At 60.9% G+C, this 17,475-nt stretch carries 17 protein-coding genes; 11 read left to right on the top strand and 6 right to left on the bottom strand.

Annotation, left to right across the window (positions count from 1 at the left end; genetic code table 11):
- Positions 1-120 precede the first annotated feature (120 nt).
- The 8 genes from ACIOUG_RS16685 to ACIOUG_RS16650 all read left to right on the top strand — a co-directional run bounded on the left by ACIOUG_RS16685 (position 121) and on the right by ACIOUG_RS16650 (position 7,800).
- Positions 121-942 (top strand): substrate-binding periplasmic protein, encoded by an 822-nt coding sequence (locus ACIOUG_RS16685; protein WP_401067046.1) that lies wholly within the window; start codon positions 121-123, stop codon positions 940-942.
- Positions 943-951: 9 nt separating this feature from the next.
- Entirely contained in the window at positions 952-1,308 is a 357-nt protein-coding gene (locus ACIOUG_RS16680) for a DUF4398 domain-containing protein (RefSeq protein ID WP_401067044.1), read from the top strand.
- On the top strand, positions 1,305-2,117 hold the full coding sequence (locus tag ACIOUG_RS16675) for an OmpA family protein (RefSeq protein WP_401067042.1): 813 nt from the start codon (positions 1,305-1,307) through the stop codon (positions 2,115-2,117). Before ACIOUG_RS16680 ends, ACIOUG_RS16675 begins: the two co-directional genes overlap by 4 nt.
- A gap of 201 nt (positions 2,118-2,318) precedes the next feature.
- Positions 2,319-3,758: a PLP-dependent aminotransferase family protein gene (locus ACIOUG_RS16670; protein WP_003226969.1), complete on the top strand. Its 1,440-nt coding sequence runs from the start codon at positions 2,319-2,321 to the stop codon at positions 3,756-3,758.
- A 78-nt stretch (positions 3,759-3,836) separates the two neighbouring features.
- Complete coding sequence (locus ACIOUG_RS16665) at positions 3,837-4,328, top strand: translation initiation factor 2 (protein WP_401067040.1); 492 nt, start codon at positions 3,837-3,839, stop codon at positions 4,326-4,328.
- 165 nt (positions 4,329-4,493) lie between these two features.
- Entirely contained in the window at positions 4,494-4,748 is a 255-nt protein-coding gene (locus tag ACIOUG_RS16660; RefSeq protein ID WP_047598752.1) for a YkgJ family cysteine cluster protein, read from the top strand.
- A gap of 41 nt (positions 4,749-4,789) precedes the next feature.
- Complete coding sequence (locus tag ACIOUG_RS16655) at positions 4,790-5,395, top strand: START domain-containing protein (RefSeq protein ID WP_401067038.1); 606 nt, start codon at positions 4,790-4,792, stop codon at positions 5,393-5,395.
- A 311-nt stretch (positions 5,396-5,706) separates the two neighbouring features.
- A complete protein-coding gene (locus ACIOUG_RS16650) occupies positions 5,707-7,800 on the top strand; it encodes an LTA synthase family protein (RefSeq protein WP_401067036.1) in 2,094 nt (697 codons plus the stop codon).
- Positions 7,801-7,872: 72 nt separating this feature from the next.
- On the opposite strand, the gene ACIOUG_RS16645 is transcribed toward ACIOUG_RS16650, so the two are convergent.
- Positions 7,873-8,031 (bottom strand): DUF3309 family protein, encoded by a 159-nt coding sequence (locus ACIOUG_RS16645; protein ID WP_169432680.1) that lies wholly within the window; start codon positions 8,029-8,031, stop codon positions 7,873-7,875.
- Between the two features lie 322 nt (positions 8,032-8,353).
- Here ACIOUG_RS16645 and ACIOUG_RS16640 point away from each other — a divergent pair, with 322 nt between their 5' ends.
- The 3 genes from ACIOUG_RS16640 (at position 8,354) to csrA (ending at position 9,897) form a co-directional block, all read left to right on the top strand.
- Positions 8,354-9,169 carry an SDR family oxidoreductase gene (locus ACIOUG_RS16640; RefSeq protein WP_401067034.1) on the top strand — a complete coding sequence of 272 codons (816 nt, stop codon included), beginning with the start codon at positions 8,354-8,356 and terminating at the stop codon, positions 9,167-9,169.
- Positions 9,170-9,232: 63 nt separating this feature from the next.
- A complete protein-coding gene (locus tag ACIOUG_RS16635; protein ID WP_003226957.1) occupies positions 9,233-9,565 on the top strand; it encodes a YnfA family protein in 333 nt (110 codons plus the stop codon).
- Between the two features lie 146 nt (positions 9,566-9,711).
- Positions 9,712-9,897, top strand: a complete 186-nt coding sequence (csrA, locus tag ACIOUG_RS16630; protein WP_401067033.1) for a carbon storage regulator CsrA — start codon at positions 9,712-9,714, stop codon at positions 9,895-9,897.
- Positions 9,898-9,901: 4 nt separating this feature from the next.
- Here the strand turns inward: csrA and ACIOUG_RS16625 are convergent, their stop codons facing one another.
- The 5 genes from ACIOUG_RS16625 to mnmC form a co-directional block, all read right to left on the bottom strand.
- Positions 9,902-10,129: a YheU family protein gene (locus tag ACIOUG_RS16625; RefSeq protein WP_003192759.1), complete on the bottom strand. Its 228-nt coding sequence runs from the start codon at positions 10,127-10,129 to the stop codon at positions 9,902-9,904.
- Between the two features lie 202 nt (positions 10,130-10,331).
- Positions 10,332-11,522, bottom strand: a complete 1,191-nt coding sequence (locus ACIOUG_RS16620) for an osmoprotectant NAGGN system M42 family peptidase (RefSeq protein WP_003226953.1) — start codon at positions 11,520-11,522, stop codon at positions 10,332-10,334.
- Between the two features lie 163 nt (positions 11,523-11,685).
- Complete coding sequence (gene ngg / locus ACIOUG_RS16615) at positions 11,686-13,434, bottom strand: N-acetylglutaminylglutamine synthetase (protein WP_401067030.1); 1,749 nt, start codon at positions 13,432-13,434, stop codon at positions 11,686-11,688.
- A gap of 3 nt (positions 13,435-13,437) precedes the next feature.
- Positions 13,438-15,210 (bottom strand): N-acetylglutaminylglutamine amidotransferase, encoded by a 1,773-nt coding sequence (locus ACIOUG_RS16610; RefSeq protein ID WP_047598738.1) that lies wholly within the window; start codon positions 15,208-15,210, stop codon positions 13,438-13,440.
- A 148-nt stretch (positions 15,211-15,358) separates the two neighbouring features.
- Complete coding sequence (mnmC, locus tag ACIOUG_RS16605) at positions 15,359-17,338, bottom strand: bifunctional tRNA (5-methylaminomethyl-2-thiouridine)(34)-methyltransferase MnmD/FAD-dependent 5-carboxymethylaminomethyl-2-thiouridine(34) oxidoreductase MnmC (protein ID WP_401067028.1); 1,980 nt, start codon at positions 17,336-17,338, stop codon at positions 15,359-15,361.
- Positions 17,339-17,475 lie beyond the last annotated feature (137 nt).

Below are 17,475 nucleotides of genomic sequence, written 5' to 3'. Positions count from 1 at the left end.
CGGCCGCACTTATCCCTGAAATACAAAACGCCCGATGCGGTGCATCGGGCGTTTTGAGACTGAAACAGGTGTAAACCTATTTCAGGACTAGACATCGGATTTGAGTGGGAGCGTTGTGCCATGGATCTGCGCCGCAGGTTGTTGTTGGGATTGATCCTGTTGCCGGGAATGGCTGTGGCCGCCGGCAAGTGTGAGCGCCTCGTCGTCACCGGCAGCCCGGATGCGCCGCCGTACCTGTGGCAGGATCCGCAGAATCCCAGGCACTTGATCGGCGCCAGTGCCGACCTGTTGCAGCAAGTGGCCAAGGATCTGGGGATCAAGGTCGAATTGCTCTACGCCGGCAAACGCGCGCAGGCCCTCGATGAAGTGCGCAGCGGGCGCATGGACATGCTGGCCGACACGCCGCTGATGTTCAACGAGCTGGAAAACCTCGACTACATCTATCCGCCATTGCTGGAAAACGACTATCTGGTGTGGACGCGCAAAGGCTCGACGCTGGTCTACAGCGAAGCCAGAGACCTTCACGGGCACACCGGCGGGATGTCGGAAAAGTCTCGAATGACCCAGGCATTCGGCGCTTTCGCCGAGCAGAATCTGACCCTGACCCGGACGGCAAACATCACCCAGGCCTTTCAGAAACTTCTGTTGGGTGAAGTGGAATATGTACTCGCCGGCCGCTACTCGGGCATGGCTGCCGCGCAGGCATTGGGCATGGCCAATGATCTGCTGGCCTTCGAGCAACCGATCGACCGACCAGGGCTGTTCCTCGCGGTTTCGCACAACTCGGCCTGCAACGATCCGTGGTTGCGCGGACAGCTCGCTAAAAAGATGACAGAATTGCCCGCGTCCGGACTGACCGAAGCCGCGCTGCAACGCAATATCGAGCGCTGGAAGGCTCAGCAGCAACAGCCGCAGCCATCTGTCAGTGCCCCAAAACAGTAGGGATTCTTAGTGAGTATTCGACCTCTTTTCGCGGCCATGGCCGTTCTGGCCCTGGCCGGCTGCGCCAACGATCCGGCACCCAATGAGCAAATGCGCCTGACCGAGCAGGCCATCACCCAGGCCAAGGCTGTCGGTGCGACCGCCGATGACCTGCCGGAAATGAAACTGGCCGAAGACAAGTTCAACCGGGCCAAGGGCAACATGACCGACGAGTCCTTCAAGAACGCCCGCATGCGTGCCGAACAGGCCGAACTGGACGCACGTCTGGCCGAAGCCAAAGTGCTGACGCAAAAGAGCGAAGAGCAATTGAATGTGTTGAACACCCGCATCATCCGTCTGCGCAAGCAACTGGGAGATGCCCAATGAGCCTCAAGTCCAAAGCCCTCGGCGGCCTGATCCTGGCCGGTTGCGCGAGCCTCTACGGTTGCGCAGGTCAACACAGCGAAGCCGCCTTGCAACAGGCCAGCAGCGATTTCCAGAAGGTCAAGGAAGATTCCAACGTGCTGCGTATCGCGCCCAAGGATGTGATCCGCGCCGGTGAGTCGCTGGCCCGTGCCGATCGTCTGTCGACCTATTGGGGCAGTGGCGGGGATGTCGCGCATTACGCCTACCTCAGTCAGCGTTATAGCGAAATCGCCCGCGAACACACCAATCTGGTGCTCAACGAAGAGCGCGCGGCGAAACTCGAGCTGGAACGCCAGCGCCTGCAACTGGCCCTGCGCGAGTCAAAACTGCTGAGCGTGCAGCAGCAGGGCAAGTGGCTCGAAGAGCAGATCGTGGCGCTGGCCACCACGCAAACTGATCGTGGTTTGGTGATGACCCTCGGTGACGTGCTGTTCGATACCGGCGAGGCGGAGCTGAAGAACTCGGCGAATCGCGTGGTGTTGAAGATCGTGCAGTTCCTGCAGCTCAACCCGAAACGCGTGGTGCGTATCGAGGGCTACACCGACAGCACCGGTGGCAAACAGGAAAACCTCAAGCTGTCGCGTGATCGCGCGCAAGCCGTGGCCGATGTACTGATGGACCTCGGGATTGAGGACAAGCGCATTCAGGTCGAAGGTTACGGTGACGAGTACCCGGTGGACGCCAACGCTTCCGAGCGCGGGCGGGCACAGAACCGTCGAGTGGAAATTGTGTTTTCCGACGAAAAGGGCCAGCTCGGCGCCGCCCGCTGAGGGCCGCGTCTCTGGAAAGCCCGGCCTGCTATGCAGCGCCGGGCTTTTTTACGTCTGTCGAATAGCGCGCAAATCCGTACAGTTGTAGCTGACACTGCACTGTACGGTCGACTATGGTGGCAACTGTCCCAGTACACTTCTAAACTGTTCCGGTATTGTTTCACACAAGAATAAAATGCCCGTGAAATCGAGTGCTGCGTCATGACCAACCTCTTGCTCTACCAACGTATTGCTCAACAACTGGCCGAAGACATCCGGCGCGGCGTCTATCAACCCGGGGAACGCGTGCCGTCGGTGCGCAAGATGAGTTCGCAGCTCAATGTCAGCCATGCAACGGTGTTGCAGGCCTACGCCAATCTCGAAGATCAGGGCCTGATCCGTGCACGGCCACAGTCCGGTTACTACGTGCACCAGACCCCGGCACTAACGGCGCCGACCCCGGACATCGCCCGGGTCGAACGCCCGGGCCTGGTCACCCGCGCCAGCATCATTCAGCAAGTGTTGGTCGAATCGCGGCGCGAGGGGGTTTTTCCGTTGGGCGCGGCGGTGCCGAGCGTCGATTACCTTCCGGTTCGTGCGCTGCATCAGCAACTGGCCAAGGTCACCCGATTTCATAGTCCGCGCGCTTTCAGCTACATGTTCAGCCCCGGTTTTGAACCGTTGCGCCGGCAAGTGGCAATCCGCATGCGCGATGCTGGCGTCGTGGTCGACCCGTCGGAAGTGGTGATCACCCACGGTTGTGTCGATGCCCTGCAGATGTCGTTGCGGGTGCTGACCCGTCCGGGCGATCTGATCGCCGCCGAATCGCCAACCTATTACGGTCTGCTGCAACTGGCCGACCTGCTGGGCTTGAAAGTGATCGAGATCCCCAGCGATCCGGCCACCGGCATGAGCCTCGAAGCCCTGCAACTGGCGGCCAACCAATGGTCGATCAAGGCGCTGGTGCTGACCACCCGGCTGAGCAATCCACTGGGCGGCACCATGCCCGAAGAGCGGCAGAAACAATTGCTGCGCCTGGCCTCGGATTTCGATATCCAGATCGTCGAAGACGACATCTATGGCGAGTTGATGTTCGAGCAGGGCCGCACCAAAGCCCTCAAGGCCTACGATCGACTGGATCGGGTGATCTACTGCTCGAGTTTTTCCAAGACGTTGTCGCCGGGCGTGCGGGTCGGCTGGATGATCGCCGGCAAATATCAGCAGGAAATCCAGCGTCTGCAGACGTTCACCACGCATTCGGCGTGCAGCGTCACGCAGATGGCGATTGCCGCTTATCTGGAAAATGGCGGTTATGACCGGCATTTACGGTACATCCGCCAGGAATACCGGAAAAACCTCAGCGCTTTCCAGCTGGCGGTGCAGCAGTACTTCCCCGAAGGCACGCAAATGACCCGGCCCACGGGCGGTTTCATCCTTTGGGTGAGTCTGCCGGGCAGGGTCAATACCCAGGAATTGCACGTCCGTGCTTTGCAGCAGGGCATCAGTATTGCACCGGGGCTGATCTTCAGTAATACCGAGCAGTTCAACCACTGCATCCGCCTGAACTGCGGCACGCCGTGGAATCGCGAGGCGGAACGGGCGCTGATGACCCTCGGGTTGCTGGCGACTCAACTGTGTCAGGAAACGGCTGGCGGATTCTGAACGAGTGGCGCGTCATGCTTGTCTTGTGACGCTCAACAGGCGAGCATATGGCCCTCTGCCGTTAGTGTTGTGGGGCTCATGAAAGCGATTTTGCCTGCTGCCTGGATTTTGCTTGGTGCGTTGATGATGGGCCATGCGCCCGGTGTCATGGCAGCCGCCGTTCAGGAAAAGCCTGCGGCGTCAGCACCAGCGAGCAAAACGGCCAGCAACAAAGCCGTTGCGGATAAGAAAGCTCAAGTTAAAAAAGCCCCGCAAAAGAAAGCCGCCCCGGTGAAGAAGCGGCCCCCGATCGCCTCCAAGTCAAAACCGGCCAGCGAGGTGGCGAAAACCCGACTGCCACCGGCCAAGCTTGATCTGAGCCTGCCCAAGGACATGGTCCAGCAACTCAAACCCGCCGGTACTGTAACGCTGCCCAAACACGAGGCGATCCTGCCGCAGATGTTCGGCGAGAAGAACAGCGGCTTCCAGCTCAACGGCCGTTTGCTCAGCAACGAAATGCAGTTGCAACTGCGCAATGAAGAGCGCCGCGAAGTCGAAGGCGCCGCGCTGGATTTCGAGTTCAAGCAATAAATTCAAACGATCCGTGACCCGCGAACCAGACGCTTTGTCGGAGACTGGTCAGTCACATTCAGTTATCGGTAAAAACCCCGGTTCAGGGAATTTGAAACAGCCGTTTTAGCGGTTACTCTGTCCGTGTCTCTTTAACACATTGCCCGTCGCGAGGACTTGCTCGTCATGAAATGCCGTGAAGGCTGTGGCGCCTGTTGCATTGCCCCTTCCATCAGCTCCGCCATTCCAGGCATGCCCAACGGCAAACCTGCCGGCGAACGGTGCGTGCAACTCTCGGTCGAAAATCTGTGCAACATTTTCGGCCAGCCGGAGCGCCCGGCGGTCTGCTCCGGATTTGCCGCCGATGTCGAAGTCTGTGGCAGCAACTCGGAAGAGGCGATCAGGTTGATCGGCTGGTGGGAGCAAATGACGGCGGCGTGATGTGTCAAACGAACGGAACTTCAACAATAAGGAATAAGACTATGGGTTCGCTGCATCGTATCGCTGTGTTGTGTGGTTTGACCGCTGTGCTGGCGACATCGGTCGCTCAGGCTGAGGACTGGAAAGTCGCCAAGGAGCAGGACGGGATCAAGGTTTCGCTGGCCGAAGTGCCGGGCTCTGACTACAAGTCCTATCAGGGTGTTGCCCTGATGAAGACCACCGTTGCCAAACTGCGTGCCTTGCAGGAAGACGTAGCCGGGGCCTGCACCTGGATCTACGAGTGCAAATCCCAGAAGCTGCTCAAGAACGAGGGTACTCAGAGCTGGACCTACACGCAGTTCAACACGCCATGGCCCGTGACTTCGCGTGATTCGGTGCTGCACATCACCACCGTCGAAGGCGCTGATGGCAGCCTGACCCGCAATCTCGAAGGTGTACCGAAGTACGTTCCGGAAGAGAAGGGTTTCGTTCGCGTCGCTCAGGTCAAAGGCTTCTGGAAGTTCGTACCGAAAGGCGATCAGGTCGAAGTGACCTATCAAGTACACACCGAGCCAGGCGGCAGCGTGCCGAGCATGATCGCCAACAAGTTCGTGGTCGACGCACCGTTCAACACGCTTAAAGCCCTGAAAGAACGCGCCGAGAAGTAATCTTCGCGCTGACTGCAAAACGCCCCGACCGATTCGGGGCGTTTTTGTTTTGTCGTTATATTGTGTTTCCAGATATGCGTTGGACGAAATTTTCACAAAGCGTTCCAGACAATTCACCCGCGCAATTTACTGAGTCCCGATGCGTCTGCCGGTATGAAAGAGTCGGGCAGCGGGGCAGTAATCAATGGCAATGCTGCCGTTGATCGTGCAACATTTGCGCACCGCGCACGCCCCGGGGCCTGGAATGGCCAAAAGAGGGCATGGCGCCGCCGTATTTTGCAACTTCAACTTCCAATGGGTCCTAAAACGACATGGCAAACCCGGACGCCCTGAATCAGCAGCGATCTTCCACTCGCCTGCTGCAACCGACCGTCAAATCGCATCTGGCCTACACACTGCTGTGTGCCCTGGTCATGATGGTGATGTTTTCCGTGCTGCGCCTCGCGCTGCTGGTTTACAACCGCGAGATGATCCTCGACACCCCGGCTTCGACCTTCCTCGAAGCGTTCGCCAACGGCCTGCGTTTCGACCTGCGTCTGGTGGTCTACGTCTGCGTTCCGCTGGTGCTGGCACTGTTCAGCGCGCGGGCGATGGCCGCTCGCGGTTTCTTCCGTCTGTGGCTGACCGTCGCCTCGAGCATCGCGCTGTTCCTCGGTCTGATGGAGATGGACTTCTACCGTGAGTTTCACCAGCGCCTCAATGGTCTGGTGTTCCAGTACGTGAAGGAAGACCCGAAAACCGTGATGAGCATGCTCTGGTACGGTTTCCCGGTGGTGCGCTATCTGCTGGCGTGGGTCATCGGCACGGTGATCCTGACCCTGGCCTTCAAGGGCGCCGACCGTGCGACCCGTCCACGCGGCCCGTTCAGCGGTGGCAACGTCGGCACCCGTCAGGTGGCGCCGTGGTACACGCGTCTCGCGGTATTCGTGGTCTGCCTGCTGATCTGCGTGGTGGCTGCCCGTGGCACCCTGCGTCAGGGCCCGCCGCTGCGTTGGGGTGACGTGTACACCACCGAATCGAACTTCGCCAACCAGCTCGGCCTTAACGGTACGCTGTCGCTGATCGCGGCCGCCAAGGACCGCATGGGCGAGGACCGCGACAACATCTGGAAAGCCACCCTGCCGCAGGAACAGGCGCAGAAAGTGGTGCGCGAGATGCTGGTGATGCCGGACGACAAACTGGTCGATGCCGACATCGCGGCGGTGCGTCGTGACTACACGCCACCGGCCGACAAGACACTGCCGATCAAGAACGTGGTGGTGATCCTGATGGAAAGCATGGCCGGTCACTCGGTCGGCGCCTTGGGCGCACCGGGCAATATCACGCCGTACCTCGACAAGCTGTCGAAGGAAGGCCTGCTGTTCGACCGTTTCTTCTCCAACGGCACCCATACCCACCAGGGCATGTTCGCCACCATGGCGTGCTTCCCGAACCTGCCGGGCTTCGAATACCTGATGCAGACCCCGGAAGGCAGCCACAAGCTGTCCGGCCTGCCGCAGCTGCTCAGCGCGCGCAAGTATGACGACGTGTATGTCTACAACGGCGACTTCGCCTGGGACAACCAGTCGGGCTTCTTCAGCAACCAGGGCATGACCAACTTCGTTGGCCGTAACGACTTCGTCAACCCGGTGTTCTCCGATCCGACCTGGGGCGTGTCCGACCAGGACATGTTTGACCGTGGTCTGGTGGAACTGAAGGCACGGGAAAACGGCAAGCCGTTCTACGCGCTGCTGCAAACCCTGTCCAACCACACGCCATACGCCTTGCCGACGCCATTGCCGGTGGAGCGTGTGACCGATCGTGGCAGCCTCAACGAACACTTGACCGCCATGCGTTACGCCGACTGGGCACTGGGTCAGTTCTTCGAGAAGGCGCGTAAAGAGCCGTACTTCAAGGAAACCCTGTTCGTGATCGTCGGCGACCACGGTTTCGGCAACGAGCGCCAGATCACCGAAATGGACCTGGGCCGCTTCAACGTGCCGATGCTGATGATCGCCCCGGGCATCCAGGAGAAGTTCGGTACCCGTGACCATACCGTGGGCACCCAGATCGACATCGTGCCGACCATCATGGGGCGTCTGGGTGGCGAAGTCCGTCATCAGTGCTGGGGTCGCGACCTGCTGAACCTGCCGGCCGGCGACACCGGTTTCGGTGTGATCAAGCCGTCGGGCAGCGAGCAGACCACCGCCATCGTCACCGCCGACCAGATCCTGGTGCTGCCGAAAGAGAAGGAAATGGCGCCGAAAATTTACCAGTACCAACTGGGCGCGAACCCTTCTGCCGAGATCATTCCGGACGCCCCGCGGACCGCCGAACTGAAGCTCAAGCTTGAAGCGTTCCTGCAAACGGCGACCAAAAGCCTGATGGACAACACCGCTGGTGTGGTCAACGGCAAGCCAGACTGATGCCGTTGCTTTAACAACCGCGCAATAAAAAAGAGGCCCTTTCGGGGCCTCTTTTTTTTACCGGCTAATTCGTCATATCCGGCCAAGTAACAGCAGTACCAACAGCACCACCAACACCACGCCGATAATGCCCGAAGGACCGTAACCCCAACTTCTGGAGTGCGGGAAGACCGGCAGACCACCGATCAGCAACAGGATCAGGATAATGATAAGAATTGTGCCCATGTCGATTTCCTTGTTGATAGTGTTCGAGAAGTCTTGGTGTTCAAGGGCGGCTGGAAGCTAACTAATTCCAGCCGGCTTACAAGTTCCGACTGGTGCATATGAAAGAAAATTCAATGTTTTTTTAATGTATTTGGATTACTCGTTTATTTCCTTTAAAGCGCGAGATCAAAAGATCGCAGCCTTCGGCAGCTCCTACAGGGATCGGTGTAGGAGCTGCCGAAGGCTGCGATCTTTTGATCCTGTATTCAGCAATCTGATGGAGCGTGGGCCGCCGCAGATCCTTCGCTACACTCCGCGCATCTCCTACGGAACAACAAGGCTGTCTGCTATGCAAAATCGCATGATGATCACTGGCGCGGGATCAGGTCTGGGTCGCGAAATCGCGCTGCGCTGGGCGCGTGAAGGCTGGCAACTGGCCTTGTCCGACGTCAGCGAGCCGGGCCTGCAGGAAACCCTGAAACTGGTGCGCGAGGCCGGTGGCGACGGTTTTACCCAGCGTTGCGATGTGCGTGATTACAGCCAGCTCACCGCGTTTGCCCAGGCCTGCGAAGTGAAATTGGGTGGCATCGACGTGATCGTCAACAACGCCGGTGTGGCCTCCGGCGGGTTCTTCAGCGAGCTGTCGCTGGAGGACTGGGACTGGCAGATCGCGATCAACCTGATGGGCGTGGTCAAGGGCTGCAAGGCGTTCCTGCCGTTGCTGGAGCAGAGCAAAGGCAAGATCATCAACATCGCCTCGATGGCGGCGTTGATGCAAGGCCCGGCAATGAGCAACTACAACGTGGCCAAGGCCGGCGTGGTGGCGCTGTCGGAAAGTCTGTTGATCGAACTGGCGCAGCAGGAAGTCGCTGTGCACGTAGTCTGCCCGTCGTTCTTCCAGACCAACTTGCTCGATTCGTTCCGTGGGCCAACGCCGGCCATGAAAGCTCAGGTCGGCAAGTTGCTGGAAAGTTCGCCGATCACGGCTGCCGACATCGCTGACTATATTTATCAGCAAGTGGCTGTCGGCGAGTTCATGATCCTGCCGCACGAACAGGGGCGCATGGCCTGGGCGATCAAACAGAAGAACCCGCAACTGATCTACAACGAGATGACCAGCATGGCCGATAAAATGCGCGCCAAGGCCAGACAAACCAACGGCTGAACTTGCCCGGCGGTTGGCGCGTCGTTAGGGTGGCCGCATTGGTCACCCTGTCGAGACGCTTAAATGCTCAATTACCTGTGGTTTTTCCTCGCGGCGCTGTTTGAAATCGCCGGTTGTTTCGCCTTTTTCATGTGGCTGCGTCAGGGCAAGAGTGCCTTGTGGGTGATCCCGGCACTGCTCAGCCTGACCCTGTTCGCGCTGTTGTTGACCCGCGTCGAAGCGGCTTACGCCGGACGCGCCTATGCCGCGTATGGCGGGATCTACATCGTCGCGTCGATCGGCTGGCTGGCGGTGGTCGAGCGGGTGCGCCCGCTGGGGTCGGACTGGATCGGTGTGGCACTGTGCGTGATCGGCGCCAGCGTGATTCTGTTCGGGCCGCGTTTTTCCGCCGCGTGAGGCGAGACTGTTTAGCCATTTGCGGGAAACGTCTGAAGGGCGCGGCGCTTGAGGGTGTAGGGCAAGACTGAATTGCTCGCCACGCATTGTAGAGCGCCCGCGCACCGCGCATCTTCAGGGCTGGCTAACCCTGAAGGATGAATTCCATGCTTGTACTCAGCCGTGTAGTGGGCGAGTTGATTTCCATCGGTGACGAGATTTCCGTGCGCGTGTTATCGGTCAACGGTTCCAGCGTGCGCTTTGGTGTCGAAGCGCCGCAGAAGGTCAATGTGCACCGCTCTGAAGTCTACGAGCGGATCCAGCGCAAACAGATCACCGAAAAGGCTCGCTGAGCGTTCAGTCGAACAGATGCTTGGGCACATCGTGCTTGAGCATCAATTGGCATTGCTCGCTTTCCGGGTCGAAGACGATCAGCGCCTGGCCTTTGGTCAGCGCCTGGCGTACGCGCAGCACGCGGGTTTCCAGTGGGGTGTCATCACCGTTGTCGGTGCCGTCGCGGGTGACGAAATCCTCGATCAGGCGCGTGAGGGTGTCGACTTCAAGAGCGTCGTAGGGAATCAGCATGGGCACCTCGGCTAAATCAATGGCGGGATGCTACGGCGATTGGAGGCTGGCTGCCAGTTTTGTGTGAGCGGCTCTGGCCCCATCGCTGGCAAGCCAGCTCCCACAGTTTTCGAGGTGGACCACCTGTCTGTTTACATCATCAAACTCTGTGGGAGCTGGCTTGCCAGCGATGGGGCCAGACCAGCCACCACAGAACCCCGGATCAGCTGTCGGAACGCTGCCCTACCAGGCTGTCCACCGACGGCACCCGGGTATCGCTCTCCATCTGCGTCTCATGTTCGATCTGATGACTGAAGCGATCCAACGACGCATTGGCCGGCGCCGCATCGCTGGCGAACACCGGCGGACTCAGAATGTACGCCCCAAGCAAGCGACTGAGCGCCGCCAGACTGTCGATGTGCGTGCGCTCGTAACCATGGGTCGCATCGCAGCCAAAGGCGAGCAGGGCGGTGCGGATATCGTGCCCGGCGGTCACCGCCGAATGCGCATCGCTGAAGTAATAGCGGAACAGGTCGCGGCGCACCGGCAGTTCGTTTTCACTGGCCAGACGCAGCAAATGCCGCGACAGGTGATAGTCATAAGGCCCGCCGGAATCCTGCATCGCCACGCTCACCGCGTGTTCGCTGGAATGCTGACCGGGCGCGACCGGCGCTATGTCGATGCCGACGAACTCGCTGACATCCCACGGCAAGGCCGCCGCCGCGCCGCTGCCGGTTTCTTCGGTGATGGTGAACAACGGGTGACAGTCGATCATCAACTCCTGGCCGCTGTCGACGATGGCCTTGAGCGAGGCGAGCAGGGCTGCAACGCCAGCCTTGTCATCGAGGTGTCGGGCGCTGATGTGGCCGCTTTCGGTGAATTCCGGCAGCGGGTCGAACGCCACCACGTCGCCGACGCTGATGCCCAGTGATTCGCAATCGGCCTTGGTCGCGCAGTAGGCATCCAGACGCAGTTCGACGTGATCCCAACTGATCGGCATTTCGTCCACGGCGGTGTTGAACGCGTGCCCGGAGGCCATCAGCGGCAGCACGCTGCCACGAATCACGCCGTTGTCGGTGAACAGGCTGACCCGGCTGCCCTCGGCAAACCGGCTCGACCAGCAGCCGACCGGGGCCAGGGTCAGCCGGCCGTTGTCTTTCACCGCACGCACAGCGGCACCGATGGTGTCGAGGTGCGCGGAGACGGCGCGGTCGGGGCTGTTTTTCTTGCCCTTGAGCGTGGCGCGGATGGTGCCGCGACGGGTCATCTCGAAAGGGATGCCAAGTTCTTCCAGACGCTCGGCGACGTAACGCACGATGGTGTCGGTGAACCCGGTAGGGCTGGGAATGGCGAGCATTTCCAGCAGGACTTTTTGCAGGTAGTTCAGATCCGGTTCGGGGATTTGAGTGGTCATGGAAACTCCTGATGAGTTGAGGCGCATCGATGGTTTCGATGAGGGGTGATTTAGGGTGTCTGTTGCGGCCCCCTTCGCGAGCAAGCCCGCTCCCACATTTGGAATGCGTTCAACCTGTGGGAGCGGGCTTGCTCGCGAAGGCGTCAGTCCAGACGCATCGGAATCAAGAAACAGCCGGCTGACTGTGCGGAAACAACAAGTCGACAAAGCGCTCCGCCGTCGGCTGCGGCTCGTGATTGGCCAGTCCGGCGCGTTCGTTGGCTTCGATAAACACGTACTCCGCTTGATCCGCTGCCGGCACCATCAGGTCGAGGCCGACCATCGGAATGTCCAGCGCCCGCGCGGCGCGCACGGCGGCATCGACCAGAGTCGGGTGCAGAATCGCCGTAACGTCTTCCAGCGTGCCACCGGTGTGCAGATTGGCCGTGCGACGCACGAACAGATGCTCGCCCGCCGGCAGAATGCTGCTGTAGTCATAACCGGCGGCGTGCAAGGTGCGCTGGGTTTCGTGATCCAGCGGGATCTTGCTCTCGCCACTGGTGGCGGCTTGTCGACGGCGGCTCTGCGCCTCGATCAATGCACCGATCGAATGATGGCCGTCACCGACCACCTCGGCGGGACGACGAATCGCTGCTGCCACCACCTCGAAGCCAATCACCAGAATCCGCAGGTCGAGACCTTCGTGGAAGCTTTCGAGCAGCACACGGCTGTCAAAATGTTTGGCGGCTTCGATGGCCTGCTGCACCTCTTCGATGCTCTGCAGATCCACCGCCACCCCTTGACCCTGTTCACCGTCGAGTGGCTTGACCACCACCCGCTGGTGCTCATCGAGAAACGCCAGATTGTCATCGGCGTTGCCCGCCAGTTGCTGCGAGGGCAGTTTCAGACCGGCAGCCTTCAGCACCTTATGGGTCAGGCTCTTGTCCTGGCACAGGCTCATGCTGATCGCGCTGGTCAGGTCGCTCAGCGATTCGCGGCAGCGCACCCGGCGTCCGCCGTGGCTGAGGGTGAACAGCCCGGCTTCGGCATCATCCACCTGCACGTCGATGCCACGCCGATGCGCTTCCTCGACGATGATCCGCGCATAAGGGTTGAAGTTGGCTTCCGGTCCGGGACCGAGGAACAGCGTCTGATTGATGCCGTTCTTGCGCTTGATGGCGAAGGTCGAAAGGTTGCGAAAACCGAGCTTGGCGTAGAGGTTCTTCGCCTGACGGTTGTCATGCAGCACCGACAGATCCAGATAACTCAGGCCGCGACTCATGAAGTGCTCGACCAAATGCCGCACCAGCACTTCGCCGACACCGGGCCGCGAGCACTGCGGATCCACCGCCAGGCACCACAGGCTGCTGCCGTGTTCCGGGTCGTTGAAGGCTTTCTGGTGATTGAGGCCCATGACGCTGCCGATCACTGCGCCGCTGTCTTCATCTTCGGCCAGCCAGTACACCGGGCCGCCCTGATGATGCGGAGTCAGTCGCGTGGCGTCGATCGGCAGCATGCCGCGTGCCTGATACAGCAGATTGATCGCCTGCCAGTCCGCTTCGCTTTGCGCCCGACGAATACGGAAGCCGCGAAACACGCGGGTGGCCTGGCGGTAGTCGCTGAACCACAGGCGCAGGGTGTCGGACGGGTCGAGAAACAGTTGCGTCGGTTCCAGCCCCAGAATCTGCTGCGGCGCGGCGACGTAAAGGGCGATATCGCGCTCGCCGGGCTGCTCGTTGAGCAGTTCCTGCGCCAGCGTTGCCGGGTCAGGAAAGGTGTGACCGATCAGCAGCCGGCCCCAACCGCAATGCACGGCAATGGGGTCGGCGCCGAGTTCGCTGCCGTCTTCGGCCAGACGCGCCTGCAAGCGTTCATACGACGGCGTCTGACCGCGTAACAGGCGTTGGTTGATCGCCGTGGCGTGAGGTTTCATCAATCAGATTCCTTGTTCACTGAGCCACAGGTTCAGGGCCGCCAGTTGCCACAGTTTCGAACCGCGCAATGGCGTCAGTTGGCCTTGCGGATCAGTCAGCAATTTGTCGAGCATGGCCGGGTTGAACAGGCCACGATCCTGGCTCGGATCGAGCAGCAGTTCGCGCACCCAGTTCAAGGTGTCGCCCTGCAAATGCTTGAGGCCGGGCACCGGGAAGTAGCCTTTCTTGCGGTCGATCACTTCGCTTGGAATCACCAGGCGCGCAGCTTCTTTCAACACCTGTTTGCCGCCGTCGGGCAGCTTGAACTGGCCGGGAATTCGCGCCGACAGTTCCACCAGGCGATAGTCGAGAAACGGCGTGCGCGCCTCCAGGCCCCAGGCCATGGTCATGTTGTCGACGCGTTTGACCGGGTCGTCTACCAACATCACCGTGCTGTCCAGGCGCAGGGCTTTGTCGACTGCGGCATCGGCGCCGGGTTGTGCGAAATGTTCCTTGACGAAGTCGCCGGCCGCGTCATTCGCGGTCAGCCATTTCGGCTGTACGGTGGCCGCGTAGTCGTCGTAGCTGCGGTCGAAGAACGCCGCGCGATAGGCTGCGTACGGATCGGCCGCGCCGTCGACTTGCGGGTACCAGTGATAGCCGGCGAACAGCTCGTCGGCGCCCTGGCCGCTTTGCACCACTTTGCAGTGCTTGGCCACTTCGCGGGACAACAGGTAGAAGGCGATGCAATCGTGGCTGACCATCGGCTCGCTCATCGCGCGGAATGCGGCGGGCAATTGCTCGATGATCTCTTTTTCGTCGATGCGCAATTGATGGTGTTGGGTGCCGTAGTGTTTGGCGATCAGATCGGAATACTGGAATTCATCACCACGCTCGCCGCCGGCATCCTGAAAACCGATGGAAAAGGTCGACAGGTTCTCCACACCGACTTCGCGCAACAAGCCAACCAACATGCTCGAATCGACACCGCCGGAGAGCAGCACGCCGACATCCACCGCTGCGCGTTGACGAATCGCCACCGCTTCACGGGTGCTGTCGAGCACGCGGTCGCGCCAGTCTTCGAGGGTCAGATTTTTCTCGTCGTCGTGTGGGCCGTAGGGCAGGGTCCACCAGGTTTTCTGCTCGGTGCGGCCATCGGCTTCGACGCGCATCCAGGTCGCTGGCGGCAGCTTTTCGATGCCGGCGAGCAAGGTGCGTGGAGCAGGTACTACCGCGTGGAAATTCAGATAATGATTGAGCGCCACCGGATCGAGGATCGGGTTGATGTCGCCGCCCTTGAGCAGCGCCGGCAGGGCCGAGGCAAAGCGCAAACGCTGGCCGGTGCGCGACAGGTACAAAGGCTTGACGCCGAGACGGTCACGGGCGATGAACAGGCGCTGGGCGTCGCGCTCCCAGATGGCGAACGCGAACATGCCGTTGAGTTTCGGCAGCAGCGCTTCGCCCCAAGCGTGGTAGCCCTTGAGCAGCACTTCGGTGTCGCCACCGGAATAGAAGGCGTAGCCGAGCGCTTCGAGTTCGGCGCGCAGTTCCGGGAAGTTGTAGATCGCGCCGTTGAAGGCCAGGGACAAGCCCAGTTGACTGTCGATCATCGGCTGCGCCGAGCCGTCCGACAGGTCCATGATTTTCAGGCGACGATGGCCCAGGGCAATCGGCCCTTGGGCATGGAAGCCCCACGCGTCGGGGCCGCGAGGGGCCAGGTGATGGGTGATTCGCTCAACCGCTGCAAGGTCTGCAGGTTGATGATCAAAACGTAACTCGCCAGCTAATCCGCACATAAAGTCCTTACCGGTTTTTCCGTTGGGGAGGGGTCATTCAAGTCTGGCCAAAATGGCCGGTACTCAGAAACTGACCCGCTGCAGATGTGGGAGTTTTAGAACGATGAGTTATAAGCGGGGGCGACTGACCAGTGGCCAGTCGCGATTTTCATTTGCCGCGAATCAACGTGCGCAGGGCAAAACGATTGGGATGGCAGGCCTCGGCGACACTTCTGGGCAGTGGCAGCGGCTCGTTGTCCAGCCACGCCGCGAGCAGTTCGCCAGACAGCGGCGCGGTAATCAGCCCGCGTGAACCGTGGCCGCTGTTGATGTACAGGCCGTCGAGCCACGGGCAGGCGATGTCCGGCACCTGTCGCGCATCCTTGCCCAGCGCGGCATAGGCCTGAGCGAAGGCTGCGCGCTCGGCGAGGGGGCCGACGATCGGCAGATAATCGGGACTGGTGCAGCGGAACGCGGCGCGTCCCTCCAGGGTTTCCGGAGGCAGTTGATTGACGTGCAGACGTGTCACCAGATCGCTGGAGATTTCCTCGAGCATCGCCAGATTGCCCAGGTGTTCGGCGGTGGTCGGCGTCAGGTCATCGCTGCTGAAGTCGAAACTCGCCCCCAGCGTGTGTTCGCCCAGGCGTGCCGGCGCGACATAACCTTCGGCGCAGACCACGGTGCGCAGCGCCTGACTCTCGGCGGTTTGCGGCAGGCGCGTGATCTGCCCGCGAATGCGTTTGAGCGGCAACTCCGCGCTTTGCGCAAAGCGTTTGATTTCGGCAGCGCCGGCCAATACCACCACTGGCGCGCTGGCGAGCAGGCGGTCGCCGTCGAAGGCTTGCCACTGACCCTCGACCTTGCGCAGTTCCAGCACGTCGTGATGCTTGAGCAGTTCGATGTTCGCTTGCGTGGCTTGCGCCTGGCACAGCGCCGGCGGATGCACCCAGCCACCTTCGGGGTAGAACAGCCCGCCATGGGCCACGGCGATACCGGCCTGAGTTTCGGCTTGCGGCTGATCAAGCCAGTGCACCAGATCCTCTGGGAACGCCGCGGCCAGTTGCGCCTGACGCTCGGCTTCCTTGGCATTGAAGGCCAGTTGCAGCACACCGCAATCGTCCCAGTCGGTGCCGCGTTGCAGGGTTTCCAGCAGACGGCGGGTGTAGCCGAAACCGCTGACGATCAGTTGCGACAACGCGGTGCCGTGGGCCGACAATTTCAGATAGAGCACGCCCTGCGGATTGCCCGACGCCTCCTGCGCCACGGCCTCGTGACGCTCCAGTAGGCTGACTTGCCAGCCACGGGCGGCGAGGCTGGCAGCGGTCGCACAACCGGCCAACCCGGCGCCGATCACCAGCGCGCGCCGCTCGCCGGTCAGCGGGGCAGGGCGGGCAAACCACGGTTTGTCCGGCAGCGGTGGCGCGACGTCCTGCGGCCAGCCGAGAAACTCGCCGCGCAGGATTTCCCATTTGTGGCCGATGCCCGGCGTGCGCTTCATCTTGAACCCGGCGGCGTTGAGCAAGCGTCGCACCCAACCGGTGCTGGTGAAGGTGCTGATGGTCGAGCCGGGCGCGGCCAGCCGCGCCAGTTCGGCGAACAGTTCGGCGGTCCACATGTCGGGGTTTCTCGCCGGAGCGAAACCGTCGAGAAACCACGCGTCGATCTGCGCATCGAGTTGCGGCAGTTGTTCCAGCGCATCGCCGATCAGCAGCGTCAGCGTGACCCGGCCATTACCCAGAATGATCCGCTGAAAGCCCTGATGGATCGCCACGTAATGCGTCAGCAACTGATCGGCCAGCGGCTTCAGATCCGGCCACAAGGCCAGTGCCCGTTGCAGATCCGCCGGGCTCAGCGGGTACTTTTCGACGCTGACAAAATGCAGCCGCGCACCGGCCACCGCGTGCTGCTCGAACAGCTGCCAGGCGCAGAGAAAATTCAGCCCGGTGCCGAACCCGGTTTCGCCGATCACCAGTCGCCCGTGCGCCGGCAGCGCGGCAAAACGCTCGGCCAGACGGTTCTGTTCAAGGAACACGTAGCGGGTTTCATCCAGCCCCGACTGATCGGAAAAATACACGTCATCGAACACCCGCGAACGCGGGCGCCCGTGGTCATCCCAGTCGAGTTGGGCATGGGGCAGTACAGGTTTCATGGCAGGCTCGGCAACGACAAGGCGGCCATTCTAGCTGATCGGACGGCGGGTGCTTGATCCATGGCAAGGCCTGGCTGGGCAGTCTCGAAGACAATCGATGATTTGCACGCTGAGCAGAGGACCCTGTGGTGAGGGGA

Origin of the sequence: Pseudomonas sp. NPDC087803 (assembly GCF_044742995.1) — a bacterium.
Classification (GTDB): Bacteria; Pseudomonadota; Gammaproteobacteria; order Pseudomonadales; family Pseudomonadaceae; genus Aquipseudomonas.
The sequence above is the reverse complement of the archived record's forward strand: the minus strand, read 5'-3'. Positions and strand labels throughout refer to the sequence as shown.

Coding starts and splice junctions, on each gene's coding strand:
- ACIOUG_RS16685 (WP_401067046.1), top strand. CDS start 121: ATGGATCTGCGCCGCAGGTTGTTGTTGGGATTGATCCTGTTGCCGGGA.
- ACIOUG_RS16675 (WP_401067042.1), top strand. CDS start 1,305: ATGAGCCTCAAGTCCAAAGCCCTCGGCGGCCTGATCCTGGCCGGTTGC.
- ACIOUG_RS16670 (WP_003226969.1), top strand. CDS start 2,319: ATGACCAACCTCTTGCTCTACCAACGTATTGCTCAACAACTGGCCGAA.
- ACIOUG_RS16665 (WP_401067040.1), top strand. CDS start 3,837: ATGAAAGCGATTTTGCCTGCTGCCTGGATTTTGCTTGGTGCGTTGATG.
- ACIOUG_RS16660 (WP_047598752.1), top strand. CDS start 4,494: ATGAAATGCCGTGAAGGCTGTGGCGCCTGTTGCATTGCCCCTTCCATC.
- ACIOUG_RS16655 (WP_401067038.1), top strand. CDS start 4,790: ATGGGTTCGCTGCATCGTATCGCTGTGTTGTGTGGTTTGACCGCTGTG.
- ACIOUG_RS16650 (WP_401067036.1), top strand. CDS start 5,707: ATGGCAAACCCGGACGCCCTGAATCAGCAGCGATCTTCCACTCGCCTG.
- ACIOUG_RS16640 (WP_401067034.1), top strand. CDS start 8,354: ATGCAAAATCGCATGATGATCACTGGCGCGGGATCAGGTCTGGGTCGC.
- ACIOUG_RS16635 (WP_003226957.1), top strand. CDS start 9,233: ATGCTCAATTACCTGTGGTTTTTCCTCGCGGCGCTGTTTGAAATCGCC.
- csrA (WP_401067033.1), top strand. CDS start 9,712: ATGCTTGTACTCAGCCGTGTAGTGGGCGAGTTGATTTCCATCGGTGAC.
- ACIOUG_RS16625 (WP_003192759.1), bottom strand. CDS start 10,129: ATGCTGATTCCCTACGACGCTCTTGAAGTCGACACCCTCACGCGCCTG.
- ACIOUG_RS16620 (WP_003226953.1), bottom strand. CDS start 11,522: ATGACCACTCAAATCCCCGAACCGGATCTGAACTACCTGCAAAAAGTC.
- ngg (WP_401067030.1), bottom strand. CDS start 13,434: ATGAAACCTCACGCCACGGCGATCAACCAACGCCTGTTACGCGGTCAG.
- ACIOUG_RS16610 (WP_047598738.1), bottom strand. CDS start 15,210: ATGTGCGGATTAGCTGGCGAGTTACGTTTTGATCATCAACCTGCAGAC.
- mnmC (WP_401067028.1), bottom strand. CDS start 17,338: ATGAAACCTGTACTGCCCCATGCCCAACTCGACTGGGATGACCACGGG.